The sequence below is a fragment of the Bacillus sp. A01H genome (assembly GCF_045277205.1).
Classification (GTDB): Bacteria; Bacillota; Bacilli; order Bacillales; family Bacillaceae_G; genus Bacillus_A; species Bacillus_A paranthracis.
Genome location: NZ_CP117702.1, coordinates 3785090 through 3802243, shown reverse-complemented (window position 1 = coordinate 3802243; position 17154 = coordinate 3785090). Strand labels below are relative to the sequence as shown.

Genomic DNA, 17154 nt, shown 5'->3' with positions numbered 1-17154 from the left:
AATAAGCTTTCAATAGAGTATGTCTGGAATCAGGAGGTCGATAGCAGGATGAACTGGTATGGAATGCGTGCACATGAAGTGGAAGAAAGAACGAATACGAATGTGAAGGTTGGACTTACAGAGAAAGAAGCAGAAGGGCGAATTAAAAAATTTGGTACAAATGAACTAGATGAAGCAAAGAGGCCTTCTGCACTAATGGTATTTTTGGCGCAATTTAAAGATTTTATGGTGCTTGTTTTGTTTGGTGCAACAATCGTTTCGGCTTTTTTAGGGGAATACATTGATTCTATTGCGATTGTGGCAATTGTTATTATCAATGGTATTCTCGGATTTTTTCAAGAAAGAAAGGCTGAAAAGTCATTGGAAGCTTTAAAAGAGCTAGCCGCCCCGCAAGTAACTGTACTGCGAAATGGAAAGTGGGTAAAGGCACCGTCTAAAGCACTCGTTTTAGGTGATGTTATTAAATTTTCTAGTGGCGATCGTATTGGAGCTGATGTACGTCTTGTTGAGGCGTCGAGTTTATATATTGAAGAATCAGCTTTAACAGGAGAGTCAGTTCCAGTGCAGAAGAAAGTAGAAGCGTTGCAAGGGCAAGATGTTTCAATTGGTGATCAAAAAAATATGGCTTTTATGGGTACGATGATTACACGAGGGTCTGGAACAGGAGTCGTTGTAGCAACGGGTATGAATACAGCGATGGGCCAAATTGCAAATATGTTGCAAAATGCAGAGCAAATGGAAACACCATTGCAAAGAAGATTAGAGCAACTTGGAAAAATATTAATTATTGTGGCTCTTATTTTGACAGCGCTTGTCGTGTTAGCTGGTGTGTATCAAGGGAATGAAGTATATCATATGTTTTTAGCTGGCGTGTCGCTAGCTGTTGCTGCTATTCCAGAAGGGTTACCAGCAATCGTTACAGTAGCTTTATCGCTTGGTGTACAGCGTATGATAAAAAAGAGAGCAATTGTAAGGAAGTTACCAGCAGTAGAAACGTTAGGCTGTGCTTCTGTCATATGCTCTGATAAAACAGGAACGATGACGCAAAACAAAATGATGGTAACACATATGTGGTCAGGTGGAGAATTGTGGAAAGTGACAGGCCAAGGGTATGAACCTAATGGCTCTTTTATGAAAGGTGAAAAAGAAATTAATCCAGCTAAGACGAAATCACTTTATCAACTACTTACATTTGGTTCGCTATGTAATAACGCAAATATTATTCAAAAGAAAAAGGCGTATGTATTAGATGGAGATCCAACTGAGGGGGCGCTTGTAGCTGCAGCAATGAAAGCGGGGATAACGCGTGAGGCGCTGAAAGGGAAATTTGAAATTATTCGTGAATTTCCGTTTGATTCAACTCGAAAAATGATGAGTGTTATTGTACGAGATCGAGAGGGGAAAAAGTTTGTCGTTACGAAGGGAGCACCAGATGTCCTTCTGCAAATGAGTCAAACGATTTTATGGGGAGATAAGCAGCAACCATTAAGTGAGTTGTATAGAAAAGAAGTACAGGCGGCTATTCATAGTTTAGGTAGTCAAGCGCTGCGAACAATTGCAGTTGCATTTAAGCCATTAAAAGTAACTGATTCTACCGAACATGAAAGAGACGTTGAAAAGGATTTTATGTTAGTTGGGATACAAGGTATGATTGATCCGCCAAGACCAGAAGTAGAGCAGGCAGTAAAAGAGTGCAGAGAAGCTGGTATTCGAACAGTGATGATTACAGGGGATCATAAAGTGACTGCAATGGCGATTGCAGAACAATTAAGCATTTTACCACCAGGTGGACGCGTTGTTGAAGGGGTAGAACTCGCAACTATGGATGTAGAAGAATTAGAAAATGTTGTAGAAGATACGTATGTATTTGCTCGTGTATCACCAGAACATAAATTAAAAATTGTTAAGGCGTTGCAAAATAAAGGACATATAGTGGCGATGACAGGTGATGGAGTAAACGATGCTCCAGCTATAAAAACTGCGGATATTGGGATAGCGATGGGAATTACAGGGACAGATGTTGCAAAAGAAGCTTCATCTCTCGTATTGCTGGACGATAATTTCGCTACGATAAAATCAGCAATTAAAGAAGGTAGAAATATATACGAGAACATACGTAAGTTTATTCGTTATTTATTAGCATCGAACGTTGGAGAAATTTTGGTCATGTTATTTGCCATGTTACTTGCACTACCGCTGCCGATGGTTCCAATTCAAATTTTATGGGTGAATTTAGTTACTGACGGTTTACCGGCGATGGCGTTAGGTTTGGATAAGGCAGAGGGAGACGTGATGAAGAGAACGCCGCGTCATCCGAAAGAAGGGGTATTTGCTAGAGGGCTTGCCTGGAAAATTATAAGTCGTGGCTTTCTAATTGGGGCAGTGACGCTAGTAGCATTTATTATTGCGTATAATCAACATCCAAATGAACTGAAATATGCACAAACTGTAGCGTTTGCAACATTGGTACTTGCTCAGCTGATTCATGTATTTGATTGCCGAAGTGAGCATTCTGTTTTCCACCGCAATCCGTTTGGAAATGTGTATTTAGTAGGAGCGGTTATCATTTCATTACTACTCATGCTAGTCGTTATATATTATCCACCGTTACAACCGATTTTTAGCACGATGCCAATACAAGCGAGAGATTGGTTGTTAATTGGAGGTTTATCGTCAATTCCGACCTTCTTATTAGTAGGCTCTTTATTAACAGGGAAAAAGGGGAAGAAGGAAAAGCCAATATTATATAAGAAGGGATTAAACTTGAAATAGTCAATGATATGAAAATGTGATATAATTTACAGAAGGTAGTAGAGCCTTGTCTCTATTACCTTTTTCATTGAGTTATTTCATGGCTTGGATGTGATAAAAAATGATTTGTAGTATGACAGGATTTGGAAGATCGAAAGTAGAGAGTGATACTTTTCAAATTACAGTAGAAATGAAATCGGTGAACCACCGTTTTCTAGAGATGAGTATTCGACTACCGAAGCAAATGACGGTATTTGAAGACAAAATTCGTAAAATAATTGCACAGCAAGTTCGCCGTGGACGTATTGAAGTGTCTATTAGTATAGCGGGTGAAGGGCTTGTTGAAAGAAAATTAAGTGTGAATTGGTCGCTTCTTGAGCAGTACCAATCGATTATGGAAGATATAAAAGGAAAATTTCAATTACAAGATTCTATTACACTCGAGCAATTAATGGCAATGCCAGAAGTAACAGCGATTGAAGAGGTAGAAAACGTAAATGAACAATTTGAGAACAGTTTATATGAGGCTGTTCGCCAAGCTGCTCATATGTTAAAAACGATGAGAGATGGCGAAGGAGAACGATTACATAAAGATATAGCGTATCGCTTACAAGAGATTCATAATTGTGTAAATGCTATTATTCCGCATGCACCAATTGTTACACAAAAATATCGTGAACGATTAGAAAATCGCTTAAAGGAATTACATAATCAAGATCTAGATGAACAAAGATTGCTAACAGAAGTTGCAATTTTTGCTGAGCGTTGTGATATTCACGAAGAGTTAGTTCGTTTGCAAAGTCATTTAGAACAATTCCGTGAAACACTGCAGATTGAAGAGCCTGTTGGAAGGAAAATGGATTTCATCGTGCAAGAGATGCATAGAGAAATTAATACGATTGGTTCTAAGGCAAATGACTTAACAATTTCAAAATATGTTGTAGAAATGAAAAATAACCTTGAAAAAATTCGTGAACAAGTACAAAATATTGAGTAGCTTTCAAAAAATATATAAAGTTATACGTGGTGGAGAAATCGGATAGACTTACTAGGAGGCGCAAACTATGGCCATGCGGTTTTTAAATATTGGATACGGAAATATTGTATCTGCTCATCGAATTATTGCTATTGTAAGTCCGGAGTCAGCTCCTATTAAACGAACAGTACAGGAAGCACGCGAACATAATGCTTTGCTTGATGCTACGTATGGGAGAAAAACAAGGGCGGTTATTGTTATGGATGATGGGCATGTTGTATTAAGTCCAATTCAGCCAGAGACGATTGCACATCGTTTGAATAATAAAGAAGAGTTAAGTGAGGAAGGGTAGGTTTTACATATTTATGAGAAGTAGAAGAGGATTGCTCATCGTTCTTTCAGGACCTTCTGGGGTTGGTAAAGGAACGGTTCGAAAAGAGCTGTTTAGTCATGAGGATACACGTTTTCAGTACTCCATTTCAGTAACGACACGTAAGCCACGTGAAGGTGAAGTGGATGGTGTGGATTATTTCTTTAAAGAGAGAGAAGAATTTGAGGAAATGATTCGTAATGAAAAATTACTTGAGTGGGCTGAGTTCGTAGGTAATTATTACGGAACACCAATTGACTATGTTGAAAAAACATTACAAGAAGGAAAAGATGTATTCTTAGAAATTGAAGTGCAAGGAGCAATTCAAGTTAAGAAAGCTTTCCCAGAAGGTGTATTTATTTTCTTAGCACCTCCAAGTTTATCTGAACTAAAGAACCGAATTGTCGGTCGTGGTACAGAAACTGAAGATGTTATTGAAAATCGTTTAACGGTAGCGAAAGAAGAAATTGATATGATGGACGCTTACGACTACGTTGTAGAAAACGACCAAGTTGAACTAGCTTGTGAAAGAATTAAAGCAATTGTGGTTGGCGAACATTGCCGCCGCGAAAGAGTAGCAAAATATTATAAAGAAATGACGGAGGGTCTATAATTATGTTAAATCCATCAATTGATTCATTATTAACAAAAATCGATTCTAAATATACACTTGTAACAGTGGCTGCAAAACGTGCGCGCGAAATGCAACTTGCTAATAACTGTGTTGTAGAAAAACCAGTTTCTCATAAATGTGTAGGTAAAGCATTAGAAGAAATCGATATGGAAGCGTTAAGCTACGTACCAAGTGAAGATAAAGTAACTGAATAAGACTTTGTCTTCGACAATTTAAAACATAGACTTTATAATTTTCTATGTAACGGTAACAACCTATTTACAAGTAGGTTGTTATTTTTTTACGGTAGGGAAGAAATATTGATACTGATGAGCTGATAATCTTGTTTCAGTATTATAAGTTTGAAAAAGAAAGAGGACGAGCCATATGCTAAAAGGGAAAAAGATACTTTTATGTGTAACAGGAGGCATTGCGGTCTTTAAAGCGGCTGCGTTAACGAGTAAATTGACACAATCTGGTGCTATTGTAAAAGTAATGATGAGTGAGTCGGCAATGAAGTTTGTTACACCTCTTACATTCCAGGCGCTTTCTCGCCATGATGTATATACGGATACATTCGATGAGAAAGACTCAGCTGTTATTGCTCATATCGATTTAGCAGATTGGGCAGATGTTGTACTTGTTGCACCTGCTACAGCCAATTGTATTGGAAAGTTAGCTAACGGTATTGCAGATGATATGATTACAACTACTTTGTTAGCTACTACAGCCCCAGTGTGGATTGCACCTGCTATGAATGTGCATATGTATGAAAATAAAATTGTTCAAAAAAATATGATGACGTTAAAAACGTTAGGATATACATTTATTGAGCCTGGAGAAGGTTTTTTAGCGTGTGGTTATGTAGCGAAGGGAAGATTAGAAGAACCTGAAGCGATTATTGCACGGTTAGAAGAGGCTTTTTCAGAGCAAAAACCACTACAAGGAAAAAGAATATTAATAACTGCTGGCCCAACTCGTGAAAAGATTGATCCAGTCCGTTTTATGACTAATTTTTCTTCTGGAAAAATGGGATACGCGATTGCGGAAGTGGCAGCGAACTTAGGCGCTGATGTTATACTCGTTTCGGGACCGACAGCATTACATCCACCATTACATGTAACTACGGTGCAAGTGGAATCTGCACAAGATATGTTAGAGGCGGTTATTCAACATTATGAAGACGTAGATGTTGTCATTAAAACAGCAGCGGTTGCAGATTATCGTCCGAAATATGTTCATGATAATAAAATGAAAAAGAAAAATGGCGATGCTGTAATTGAACTTGAGAGAACAGTAGATATTTTAAAAACGTTAGGTGAGATGAAAGACAAACAGTTACTTATCGGTTTTGCGGCTGAAACGACAAACGTAGAGGAATATGCAACGAAAAAATTACGTGAGAAAAATGCGAATATGATTGTTGCAAACGACGTAAAGGCGCAAGGAGCTGGATTTGGTACAGATACGAACATTGTAACAATGTATAGAAAAGATGGAGAAGTTATAGAGTTGCCACTTTTAACGAAGAAAGAGGTTGCTCGTGAAATATTAAAGCAAATTGAAATAATGTTAGAAGATGATCGTCTATGAAATTTGCAAGTGTAATAGTTGATGTACCTGCACGTCAGACAGATCGACCATTTGATTATATTATCCCTAAAAAATGGGAAGATATTGTCCAGACAGGCATGCGTGTAGTAGTTCCGTTTGGCCCAAGGAAATTGCAAGGTTTTATTATTGGGATTAAAGATTCGGTTGAAGTAGAAAGTAAGAAGTTAAAGACAATTCATGAAATTTTAGATGTAACACCCGTTTTAAATGAAGAGTTGTTAAAGCTAGGGTATTGGCTTACAAGTGAAACGTTATGTTATATGATTTCAGCTTTTCAAGTTATGCTTCCAACGGCGATAAAAGCAACATATAAAAAACGTCTACAACTTCGTAAACAAGAAGAAGTAGCACCTGAACTACTGTTTTTATTTCAGGACAAAGAAGCGATAGATTGGGAAGCGATTGAGACGCAGCCACAGCTATACCGCACGATTCAACAAGAAATTAAACATGGCACGATTGAAGTCGTTTATCAAGTAAAAGATAAGGTACAAAAGAAGAAACAAAGAGTCGTTCAACCGGAGTTGCCAGAAGATAAATTAGAATTAGCAGCATTTGAACTGAAAAGTAAAAAACAACAAGATGTCCTCTATTATTTTGTGGAAAATTATAAAAGTGTACCGTTGAAAGTAATAACAGAAGAGTTACAAATAACAGATGCTCCAATTAAAGCACTTGTTAAAAAGGGACTACTCTCAGAAAAGTATGTGGAAGTGTACCGAAATCCGTATGACGATGACGATTTTGAACAAACGAAACCATTCCCACTTACTGAGGAACAAAAGCAAGTTATTACACCGATTTTATCATCAATTACAAATGAAACTTACAATCCATTTTTACTATATGGTGTTACAGGAAGCGGAAAAACAGAAGTATATTTACAATCTATAGCAGCGGTGCTCGAGAAAGGAAAAGAAGCTATTGTACTTGTTCCTGAAATTGCACTAACGCCTCAGATGGTAGATCGTTTTAAAGGTAGATTTGGCTCACAAGTTGCAGTTCTTCATAGTGCGCTGTCTGTTGGAGAAAAATATGATGAATGGCGTAAGATTTTAAGAAAAGAAGTGAAAGTCGTAGTTGGTGCACGTTCAGCTGTATTTGCTCCTTTTGAAAATTTAGGGATTATTATCATTGATGAGGAACATGAATCGAGCTACAAGCAAGAAGATAATCCGAGGTATCATGCAAGGGATGTAGCTGTGTGGAGAGGACAATATCATAAATGCCCTATCGTTCTTGGTAGTGCAACACCGACGCTTGAATCGTTTGCAAGAGCGAAAAAAGGTGTGTATGAATTACTGACGATGGAAAAACGTATGAACGAACAAGCTTTACCGACAGTAGAGATTGTTGATATGCGTGAAGAACTTCGTGACGGGAATCGCTCCATGTTTTCAAAGGCACTGCATGAAAAAATAGCAGAGCGGTTAGAAAAGAAAGAACAAATGGTGCTCTTTTTAAATAGAAGAGGTCATTCTACATTTGTTATGTGCCGTGATTGCGGGTACGTTGTACAATGTCCGCATTGTGATATCTCGCTGACATATCATAAAATGAATCATCGTTTAAAATGCCATTATTGCAGTTACGAAGAAAATATGCCGACTGCGTGTCCTGCTTGTCAAAGTACATACATTCGTTTCTTTGGTACAGGTACGCAAAAGGTAGAAGAAGAAATTACAAAACTATTTCCAGAGGCACGAGTCATTCGAATGGATGTAGATACGACGAGTCGTAAAGGGATGCATGAGAAATTATTAAAGGCGTTCGGGGAAGAAAAAGCAGATATATTACTTGGAACACAAATGATTGCGAAAGGGTTAGATTTTCCGAAAGTAACGCTTGTTGGTGTTTTAACTGCTGATACGATGCTTCATTTACCTGATTTCCGGGCGAGTGAAAAGACTTATCAGTTATTGACGCAAGTAAGTGGAAGAGCAGGCCGACATGAATTGCCAGGGGAAGTTATAATTCAAACGTATACGCCAGAACATTATAGTATAGAGTTAGCAAAGAACCAACAATATGATGTGTTTTTTGATCAAGAAATGCAAATGAGGCGAACGAGACAATACCCACCTTATTACTATGTTGTACTTGTGACGGTATCTCATCCGGAATTATTAAAAGCAGTACAAGTGACGGAAAAAATTGTCGGTCATTTACGGACGCACTGTTCGCAGCAAACGATGGTGTTAGGACCGGTTGCTTCAGCAATTCCAAGGATAAAAGATAGATATCGTTATCAATGCATGATAAAATACAAACGGGAACCAAACTTAAAGAACGTGCTCAAAATGGTAAATGAACATTATCAAGCAGAAATGCAAAAAGAGCTACAAATCTCAATTGATTTTAATCCAACAATGTTAATGTAGCGGAGGGAAATATGGCAGTTTTAGAAATAGTAAAGCATCCAAATGAAGTGTTAGAAACACCGTGTGAAAGAGTAATTAACTTTGATAAAAAGTTAGTGAAATTGTTGAAAGATATGCATGAAACAATGTTAATTGCGGACGGAGTCGGTTTAGCTGCGCCTCAAGTAGGGGTAAGCTTGCAAGTGGCGGTAGTTGATATCGGTGATGATACTGGGAAAATTGAGTTAATCAATCCATCGATATTAGAAAAACGTGGTGAACAAGTAGGTCCCGAAGGCTGTTTAAGCTTCCCGGGACTTTATGGTGAAGTGGAACGTGCGGATTATATTAAAGTGCGTGCGCAAAATCGTCGAGGCAAAGTATTTTTACTAGAAGCAGAAGGGTTTTTAGCGCGTGCAATTCAACATGAAATCGATCATTTACACGGTGTGTTATTTACATCGAAAGTGACAAGATATTATGAGGAAAATGAATTAGAATAGGTATTAAAAGGAGCGGTTTTTAAATGATAAAAGTAGTATTTATGGGAACACCGGACTTTTCAGTGCCGGTGCTTCGTCGTCTTATTGAAGATGGCTATGATGTAATAGGTGTTGTTACGCAACCAGATCGTCCGGTAGGCAGAAAAAAAGTATTAACACCTACACCTGTTAAAGTGGAAGCAGAAAAGCATGGTATTCCGGTGTTACAGCCGTTAAGAATTCGTGAAAAAGACGAATATGAAAAAGTATTGGCATTAGAGCCAGATTTAATTGTAACAGCTGCGTTCGGTCAAATTGTACCAAATGAAATTTTAGAAGCACCGAAGTATGGATGTATTAACGTCCACGCTTCTTTACTTCCTGAACTTCGTGGCGGTGCACCAATCCATTATGCAATTATGGAAGGGAAAGAAAAAACAGGTATTACAATTATGTATATGGTAGAAAAATTGGATGCTGGTGATATTTTAACGCAAGTAGAAGTGGAAATTGAAGAGCGTGAAACGACAGGTTCGTTATTTGATAAGTTAAGTGAAGCAGGGGCACATCTTCTATCTAAAACAGTACCTTTACTAATTCAAGGTAAGTTAGAACCAATTAAACAAAACGAGGAAGAAGTAACGTTTGCATATAATATAAAACGTGAGCAAGAGAAAATTGATTGGACAAAAACAGGTGAAGAAGTATACAATCACATTCGCGGATTGAATCCATGGCCAGTTGCTTATACAACTTTAGCAGGACAAGTTGTTAAAGTATGGTGGGGAGAAAAAGTCCCTGTAACGAAATCAGCTGAAGCAGGTACGATTGTTGCGATCGAAGAAGATGGTTTCGTTGTAGCAACTGGTAATGAAACGGGTGTTAAAATTACAGAATTGCAACCTTCTGGTAAAAAGCGTATGAGCTGTTCACAATTTTTACGTGGAACAAAACCTGAAATTGGAACAAAGTTAGGAGGAAATGCATGAGACAAAATGTTCGTGAATTAGCTCTTGATGGTTTAATTCAAGTAGAAAAAAGTGGTGCATACAGTAACTTACTTTTAAATAATCTAATTGAAAAAAGTACAATTGATAGAAAAGATATTGGTTTATTAACTGAGATTGTATATGGAACAATCCAACGTCGTGATACATTAGATTATTATTTACAGCCTTTTTTAAAAAAGAAAGTTGAAGCGTGGGTAAGAGTATTACTTCGCTTATCTTTATATCAAATGATTTATTTAGACCGAGTGCCTGAAAGAGCGGCTATTCATGAAGCCGTTGAGATTGCAAAGCGTCGCGGGCATAAAGGAATTGCTGGTATGGTGAACGGTGTATTACGTTCGATTCAAAGAGAAGGTGTACCTTCTGTAGATGAAATCAAAGATCCAGTAGAACGTTTGGCAATTGCAACAAGTCATCCAATTTGGCTTGTCCAAGAGTGGACTTCAGAATATGGTTTAGAAACTGCTGAGAAAATGTGTGAAGTGAACATGTTACCGCCTGTACCAACAGCGCGTGTAAATGTTGATAAAATAACAGTAGAAGAAGCAATTGCATTATTAGCTAGTGAAGGTATAGAAGCGAAGCGTGGCGATTTATCAGATGATGCAATTCAAATTGAAAAAGGGAATGTAGCGCACACAGATGCGTTTAAAAAAGGTTTTCTTTCTATTCAAGATGAAAGTTCTATGCTGGTAGCACGTGCCTTAGAACCAGATGAGGGAGATGTAGTTCTTGATAGTTGTGCTGCTCCAGGTGGAAAAACAACACATATCGCAGAGCGATTAAAAGGAACTGGTCAAGTCATGTCCCTTGATTTACATGCACACAAAGTACGTTTAATTAAACAACAAGCAGAGCGACTTGGTCTAGGAAATGTCGAAACAAAGGCATTAGATGCTAGAAAAGTGCAAGAACATTTTGCAAATGAAACGTTTGATAAAATATTAGTAGATGCCCCATGTTCTGGATTTGGTGTAATTAGACGTAAGCCTGATATTAAGTTAGGTAAAGATAAAGGCGATAGTGAAAGATTATCGACGATCCAACTTGCAATACTAGAAAAAATCGCACCGTTATTAAAACAAGGTGGTCGCCTTGTTTATAGTACGTGCACAATTGAAAAAATAGAAAATGAACAAGTAATAGAACGATTTTTACAAGAGCATCCTGAGTTTGAGTGGGATACTACGATAAAAGAGCGTATGCCAGAAAAGTTAAGTCCGTATATTGATGAAGGTCAAGTACAAATTTTACCGCATTATTTTGCAACAGATGGCTTTTATATTGCTTGTTTAAGGAAGAAGGTGTAGCATCGTGGAAACGACTGTGAGAAAACAAAAGAAAAATTTAGAAACGAAAAAACCATCAATTTACTCTTTACAACTTCATGAAATGCAAGATTGGTTAAAGGAGCAAGGAGAACCAAAGTTCCGTGCTGGACAAATTTTTGATTGGTTATATAAAAAACGTGTAAAAAATTATGAGGATATGTCAAACCTTTCTAAAGGATTGCGTGAAAAATTGTCGAATTCCTTTGATATTACTACTTTAAATACGTTAGTAAAACAAACGTCTTCGGATGGAACAATTAAATTCTTATTCCAATTATACGATGGATATTCTATTGAAACGGTATTAATGCGACATGAATATGGAAATTCCATTTGTGTAACAACGCAAGTAGGTTGTCGTATTGGATGTACGTTCTGTGCTTCAACGCTTGGCGGTTTAAAGCGAAACTTAGAAGCTGGAGAAATTGTAGCGCAAGTAGTAGAAGTGCAACGTGCACTTGATGAATCAGAAGAACGTGTAAGTTCTCTTGTCGTTATGGGAATTGGAGAACCATTTGATAACTACGATAATTTAATGGGATTCTTACGCATCATTAACCATGAAAAAGGACTTCATATTGGTGCGAGACATATGACAGTTTCGACAAGTGGAATTATCCCGAAAATTTATAAGTTCGCTGAAGAAGACTTACAAATTAATTTTGCGATTTCACTGCATGCTCCAAACTCAGAATTACGTTCAAAATTAATGCCGATTAACCGTGCTTATAAGCTACCAGATTTGATGGAAGCTATTAAATACTATGTAAATAGAACAGGGCGTCGTATTACTTTTGAATATGGACTATTTGGAGGAGAAAATGACCAAGTTGAGCACGCTGAAGAACTTGCTGCGCTCTTAAAAGGTGTAAAATGTCATGTGAACTTAATTCCGGTAAACTACGTACCTGAACGTGATTATGTACGTACGCCACGTGAACAAATTTTCTTGTTTGAAAAAACGTTAAAAGATCGTGGAGTAAATGTAACGATTCGCCGTGAACAAGGTCATGATATTGATGCAGCCTGCGGTCAGTTGCGTGCGAAGGAGCGCAAAGAAGAGACGAGGTGACGAGATGAAAGCCGTGTTTCTATCAGATAAAGGAAAAGTTCGTCAACATAATGAAGATAGTGCAGGAGTTTTTCATAATTTAGATGGAAATATTTTAGCGGTAGTAGCAGATGGAATGGGAGGTCATCGAGCTGGTGATGTAGCTAGCTCGATGACCATTCAATTATTCCATGATTATTGGAAGCAAACGCATAATATGAATGAGCCAAAAAAAGTAGAAGAGTGGTTACATACTAGTGTTGGGATTATTAATGAGCGTATATATGAGTACTCTAAGCAACATGTAGAATGTAATGGCATGGGAACAACACTTATAATAGCAATTTGTACGCCGAGCTTTGTGACAATAGGTCATATAGGGGATAGTCGTTGTTATATGGTATCAGAGGGAGAAATCTCGCTTGTAACGGAAGATCACTCACTTGTAAATGAACTTGTGAGACATGGTGAAATTTCAAAAGAAGACGCAGAATATCACCCGAAAAAGAATGTTTTATTAAGGGCATTAGGAACAGAAGAGAAAGTCGGATTAGATGTTAAAACGTTGGTGCTAGAGGAAGATGATCAGTTACTTCTTTGCTCTGATGGATTATCTAACAAAGTTTCTATTGCTGATATGCAACAAATTTTACAGTTAAATGAACAGCTAGAAACTAAGGGGCAACGTCTCATTCAATTGGCGAATGATCGTGGTGGGGAAGATAATATTACCCTTGTTCTGATTGATTATGCGGGTTCGACAAACGAAAGTAGGTGAAGTGCAACGTGCTGATTGGAAAACGCTTAAATGACCGTTATAAGCTGCTGAAAATGATTGGTGGCGGTGGAATGGCCAATGTATATTTAGCTCATGATGATATACTGGGCCGGGATGTAGCGGTAAAAATATTACGACTCGACTATTCAAATAACGAAGAGTTTATTAAACGTTTCCATCGAGAAGCGCAGTCTGTTACAACGTTGTCGCATCCAAATATTGTGAATATGTATGATGTCGGAGAAGAAGATGGTATATATTATCTTGTAATGGAGTATGTACCAGGACAAACATTGAAGCAATACATAATTGAGCGAGGGATGTTATCGATAGGAGAAGCTCTTGATATTATGGAGCAGTTAACATCCGCCATGGCACACGCCCATCATTTTGAAATTGTGCATCGTGATATTAAACCGCACAATATTTTAATTCGAGCTGATGGAGTAATAAAAGTAACAGATTTTGGAATTGCGACAGCTACAAGTGCAACAACAATTACACATACAAATTCAGTACTCGGTTCGGTGCATTACTTATCACCAGAACAAGCACGTGGCGGGATAGCAAATAAACAATCAGATATTTATTCCCTAGGGATTGTTATGTTTGAGTTGTTAACAGGAAGACAACCGTTTTCTGGTGAATCTGCTGTTGCTATAGCTTTAAAACATTTACAAAGTGAAATTCCGTCTCCAAAAAGATGGAATGAAAATATTCCGCAAAGTGTCGAAAATATTATATTAAAGGCAACTGCGAAAGATCCGTTTCATCGATATCAATCTGCCAATGCGATGAAACGAGATATTGAAACGGCGCTATATCCAGAGAGGATAAATGAGCAGCCATTTTACATACCGGAAGATATGGAAGCGACAAAAGCGATTCCGATTATTCAACAAGAACAATTATTTGAAAACGTTACTGATGAAACAATTGTTTTAAAAGGAAGTAAAGTGGATGAACAGACAAGAAAAGAAGAAACGGATTTAAATAAGAAGAAAAAACGAAGTAATAAATGGCTCAAAATTTTAATTACAATATTTTTACTTTTAGCAATCGGAATAACGTTAGCGCTTACTGTTATTCCAGGATTCTTTATTCCAAAAGATGTAAAAGTCCCTGATGTGTCTGGTATGAAATATACGACAGCAGTAAATACATTAGTTGAAAAAGGTTTTGAGGTTACGGAACCTAATATTGTATATACAGATGATGTTGAAACTGGTGATGTCATAAAAACAGACCCTGTGGCAGGAAGAGTCGTGAAAGAAAACTCTAAAATTACTATCTATCAATCAGGTGGAAAAAAGAAAAGTAAGATGAGTGATCTTACAGGGAAAGATTTTGAGAGCATAAGGTCTGAATTAGAAGAAAAATATAAACAAGTTACAATAAATTATATTGAAAATGATAGACCAAAAGGTGAAATCGTTGAGCAAATTCCGACGCCAGATCAAATGGTAGTAGAGGCGGAACAAGACCTGAAAATTTGGGTAAGTAAAGGTCCTTATCAAATTAGACCAGGTGACTTTTCAGGATGGACTGAAAATAGTGTCAATGGTTATTTGAATGAGAGGAAACTAACTCCAGATATAAAACGAGAGTATTCCGATACTGTTGATAAAGGACTTGTAATTTCGCAATCTCCAAAACCAGGAACGCCGTTAAAAGAAGGAGATAAAGTGACGATTGTTATTTCAGATGGTCCTAAGCCGAAAGTAACGAAAACAGTGAAAGTGGATAATATTTCTATTCCGTATGAGTCTTCTATAATAGGTGAGAAAAAACCGCAAAAGATAGAAATTTATAAAGAAGATATGCAACAAAAAATGGATAGACCAATTGAAACTAGAACAATTTCAGAGTCGGCAACTATTTCATTAGAATTTGTAATTCAAGAAGGTACAAAAGGACACTATAAAATTGTACGAGATGGTGTAACGATTATTGACAAAGAAGTACCATATCCAACTCAATAATAATGAATTCCATTTTCTTTTTAGAGGGAATGGAATGTATTACTCCTGCCTGTTATGCTGTCTACATATAGTGGACCGTATAACAGGCAAAAATATATGGTTCAAAAAGCTATAAAAGTGATACTGTTATAAATAATATTTTAAATTTAATGGTAGATTAAACGTATTAACTTGTATATATGACGGGTTTTGAAATCTTTATTTAAAGAATGATAATCCATTCAATAGGAATTACAGCTTCACTTTATACAGAATAAAGGAGAATTATATGCCAGAAGGAAAAATTGTAAAAGCTCTAAGTGGATTTTATTATGTGCAGCATGAAGAAGGGATTACACAATGTCGCGGGCGTGGTGTGTTTAGAAAAAATAAAATTACACCATTGGTAGGAGACCAAGTTGTTTTTCAGGCTGATAATCCAAGTGAAGGATACGTGCTTGAAGTATTTGATCGAAAAAATGAACTTGTTAGGCCTCCTATTGCTAATGTTGATCAAGCGATACTCGTATTTTCTGCAGTAGAACCAGATTTTAATCCGGGACTGTTAGATCGATTTTTAGTGCTGATTGAATATCATAACATTAAGCCGATTATTTGCATTAGTAAGATGGATTTAGTGGATGAAAAAATGAGAGAGACTGTTGAATCTTATGCAAATGACTATCGTGAGATGGGATATGATGTATTATTTACTTCTATAAATACATCGGAAAGTATTGACATTTTAAAACCATTCTTAGAAGGTTGTGTTTCCGTCGTTGCGGGGCAATCTGGTGTTGGAAAATCTTCTATGCTTAACGTCTTACGTCCAGAATTAGAACTGAAAACGAATGATATTTCCTCACATTTAGGACGCGGGAAACATACGACAAGACACGTAGAATTAATTGCGATTGGAAGCGGACTAGTTGCAGATACACCTGGTTTTAGTTCACTCGATTTCATAGATATAGAGGTAGAAGATCTTACATATTGTTTTCCAGAGTTGAAAGAAGCGAGCCAATACTGTAAATTTAGAGGGTGTACACATCTTTCTGAACCGAAATGCGCTGTGAAGGCTGCGGTTGAAGAGGGGAAGATTACAGAATATCGTTATAAGAATTACAAACAATTTGTAGAAGAAATTAGAGAGAGAAAGCCGAGGTATTAGTTATGATTAAAATTGCACCATCGATCTTATCAGCAGATTTTTCAAAATTAGGGGAAGAGATTAAAGATGTAGAAAAAGGCGGGGCGGATTACATTCACGTCGATGTAATGGATGGACATTTCGTACCAAATATTACGATTGGACCATTAATTGTAGAAGCAATTCGTCCGATCACATCGTTACCGTTAGATGTACATTTAATGATTGAAAATCCTGATAACTATATCCCGACTTTCGCAAAAGCGGGAGCGGATATTATTACTGTTCATGTAGAGGCGTGCCCTCATTTGCATCGTACAATTCAGTTAATTAAATCTCATGGCATTAAAGCAGGAGTTGTATTAAATCCGCATACGCCAGTTTCAGTGATTGAGCATGTATTAGAAGATATTGATATGGTATTACTTATGACAGTAAACCCTGGATTTGGTGGGCAGAAATTTATCCATTCTGTATTACCGAAAATTAAACAAGTTGCAGAAATGGTTAAAGAGCGCAATCTAGAAGTAGAAATTGAAGTTGATGGTGGTGTAAACGCTGAAACAGCAAGACTTTGTGTAGAAGCAGGAGCAAATGTACTTGTAGCTGGGTCAGCAGTATACAATCAAAAAGACCGCGGTGAAGCAATTCGTGTCATTCGTGGATAATGAATGAACGGGTCTTTATCCCAGTGAATCTTCTAGTGT

General features: G+C 37.2%; 15 protein-coding genes. All 15 read left to right on the top strand.

Translation table 11 applies throughout. From position 1 onward, the window contains the following. Positions 1 to 48 precede the first annotated feature (48 nt). The 15 genes from PSR14_RS19940 (at position 49) to rpe (ending at position 17115) form a co-directional block, all read left to right on the top strand. The gene (locus tag PSR14_RS19940; RefSeq protein ID WP_001104748.1) at positions 49 to 2772 is read left to right on the top strand and encodes a calcium-translocating P-type ATPase, SERCA-type; all 2724 of its coding nucleotides are present in this window, start codon (positions 49 to 51) and stop codon (positions 2770 to 2772) included. A 100-nt stretch (positions 2773 to 2872) separates the two neighbouring features. Continuing rightward, complete coding sequence (locus PSR14_RS19935) at positions 2873 to 3748, top strand: YicC/YloC family endoribonuclease (RefSeq protein ID WP_000564125.1); 876 nt, start codon at positions 2873 to 2875, stop codon at positions 3746 to 3748. Between the two features lie 67 nt (positions 3749 to 3815). Further along, on the top strand, positions 3816 to 4079 hold the full coding sequence (gene remA / locus PSR14_RS19930; RefSeq protein ID WP_001251458.1) for an extracellular matrix/biofilm regulator RemA: 264 nt from the start codon (positions 3816 to 3818) through the stop codon (positions 4077 to 4079). A 13-nt stretch (positions 4080 to 4092) separates the two neighbouring features. Next, positions 4093 to 4710, top strand: a complete 618-nt coding sequence (gmk, locus tag PSR14_RS19925) for a guanylate kinase (protein WP_001257738.1) — start codon at positions 4093 to 4095, stop codon at positions 4708 to 4710. A 2-nt stretch (positions 4711 to 4712) separates the two neighbouring features. Next, positions 4713 to 4925, top strand: coding sequence for a DNA-directed RNA polymerase subunit omega (gene rpoZ / locus PSR14_RS19920; protein ID WP_000933970.1), 213 nt, complete (start codon positions 4713 to 4715; stop codon positions 4923 to 4925). Positions 4926 to 5097: 172 nt separating this feature from the next. Beyond that, positions 5098 to 6303, top strand: a complete 1206-nt coding sequence (coaBC, locus tag PSR14_RS19915) for a bifunctional phosphopantothenoylcysteine decarboxylase/phosphopantothenate--cysteine ligase CoaBC (RefSeq protein ID WP_000911757.1) — start codon at positions 5098 to 5100, stop codon at positions 6301 to 6303. After that, positions 6300 to 8705 carry a primosomal protein N' gene (priA, locus tag PSR14_RS19910; RefSeq protein WP_098486970.1) on the top strand — a complete coding sequence of 802 codons (2406 nt, stop codon included), beginning with the start codon at positions 6300 to 6302 and terminating at the stop codon, positions 8703 to 8705. The genes coaBC and priA overlap by 4 nt, the downstream gene beginning before the upstream one ends. 11 nt (positions 8706 to 8716) lie before the next feature. After that, a complete protein-coding gene (gene def, locus PSR14_RS19905; RefSeq protein WP_000279468.1) occupies positions 8717 to 9187 on the top strand; it encodes a peptide deformylase in 471 nt (156 codons plus the stop codon). Between the two features lie 23 nt (positions 9188 to 9210). Further along, positions 9211 to 10155: a methionyl-tRNA formyltransferase gene (gene fmt, locus PSR14_RS19900; protein WP_098486971.1), complete on the top strand. Its 945-nt coding sequence runs from the start codon at positions 9211 to 9213 to the stop codon at positions 10153 to 10155. Continuing rightward, positions 10152 to 11486, top strand: a complete 1335-nt coding sequence (gene rsmB, locus PSR14_RS19895; protein WP_001249672.1) for a 16S rRNA (cytosine(967)-C(5))-methyltransferase RsmB — start codon at positions 10152 to 10154, stop codon at positions 11484 to 11486. The genes fmt and rsmB overlap by 4 nt, the downstream gene beginning before the upstream one ends. Before the next feature lie 4 nt (positions 11487 to 11490). After that, positions 11491 to 12579: a 23S rRNA (adenine(2503)-C(2))-methyltransferase RlmN gene (gene rlmN, locus PSR14_RS19890; protein WP_000450543.1), complete on the top strand. Its 1089-nt coding sequence runs from the start codon at positions 11491 to 11493 to the stop codon at positions 12577 to 12579. 4 nt (positions 12580 to 12583) lie between these two features. After that, on the top strand, positions 12584 to 13336 hold the full coding sequence (locus tag PSR14_RS19885; protein ID WP_000648697.1) for a Stp1/IreP family PP2C-type Ser/Thr phosphatase: 753 nt from the start codon (positions 12584 to 12586) through the stop codon (positions 13334 to 13336). A gap of 8 nt (positions 13337 to 13344) precedes the next feature. Then, positions 13345 to 15318, top strand: a complete 1974-nt coding sequence (prkC, locus tag PSR14_RS19880; protein ID WP_098486972.1) for a serine/threonine protein kinase PrkC — start codon at positions 13345 to 13347, stop codon at positions 15316 to 15318. 268 nt (positions 15319 to 15586) lie between these two features. Continuing rightward, positions 15587 to 16468: a ribosome small subunit-dependent GTPase A gene (gene rsgA, locus PSR14_RS19875; protein WP_001113936.1), complete on the top strand. Its 882-nt coding sequence runs from the start codon at positions 15587 to 15589 to the stop codon at positions 16466 to 16468. A gap of 2 nt (positions 16469 to 16470) precedes the next feature. Beyond that, the gene (gene rpe / locus PSR14_RS19870; RefSeq protein ID WP_000589966.1) at positions 16471 to 17115 is read left to right on the top strand and encodes a ribulose-phosphate 3-epimerase; all 645 of its coding nucleotides are present in this window, start codon (positions 16471 to 16473) and stop codon (positions 17113 to 17115) included. Positions 17116 to 17154: the final 39 nt, after the last annotated feature.

Excerpts from the sequence above, each read along its gene's own strand:
- PSR14_RS19940 (WP_001104748.1), top strand. The coding sequence starts at position 49 with ATGAACTGGTATGGAATGCGTGCACATGAAGTGGAAGAAAGAACGAAT.
- PSR14_RS19935 (WP_000564125.1), top strand. The coding sequence starts at position 2,873 with ATGATTTGTAGTATGACAGGATTTGGAAGATCGAAAGTAGAGAGTGAT.
- remA (WP_001251458.1), top strand. The coding sequence starts at position 3,816 with ATGGCCATGCGGTTTTTAAATATTGGATACGGAAATATTGTATCTGCT.
- gmk (WP_001257738.1), top strand. The coding sequence starts at position 4,093 with ATGAGAAGTAGAAGAGGATTGCTCATCGTTCTTTCAGGACCTTCTGGG.
- rpoZ (WP_000933970.1), top strand. The coding sequence starts at position 4,713 with ATGTTAAATCCATCAATTGATTCATTATTAACAAAAATCGATTCTAAA.
- coaBC (WP_000911757.1), top strand. The coding sequence starts at position 5,098 with ATGCTAAAAGGGAAAAAGATACTTTTATGTGTAACAGGAGGCATTGCG.
- priA (WP_098486970.1), top strand. The coding sequence starts at position 6,300 with ATGAAATTTGCAAGTGTAATAGTTGATGTACCTGCACGTCAGACAGAT.
- def (WP_000279468.1), top strand. The coding sequence starts at position 8,717 with ATGGCAGTTTTAGAAATAGTAAAGCATCCAAATGAAGTGTTAGAAACA.
- fmt (WP_098486971.1), top strand. The coding sequence starts at position 9,211 with ATGATAAAAGTAGTATTTATGGGAACACCGGACTTTTCAGTGCCGGTG.
- rsmB (WP_001249672.1), top strand. The coding sequence starts at position 10,152 with ATGAGACAAAATGTTCGTGAATTAGCTCTTGATGGTTTAATTCAAGTA.
- PSR14_RS19885 (WP_000648697.1), top strand. The coding sequence starts at position 12,584 with ATGAAAGCCGTGTTTCTATCAGATAAAGGAAAAGTTCGTCAACATAAT.
- rsgA (WP_001113936.1), top strand. The coding sequence starts at position 15,587 with ATGCCAGAAGGAAAAATTGTAAAAGCTCTAAGTGGATTTTATTATGTG.
- rpe (WP_000589966.1), top strand. The coding sequence starts at position 16,471 with ATGATTAAAATTGCACCATCGATCTTATCAGCAGATTTTTCAAAATTA.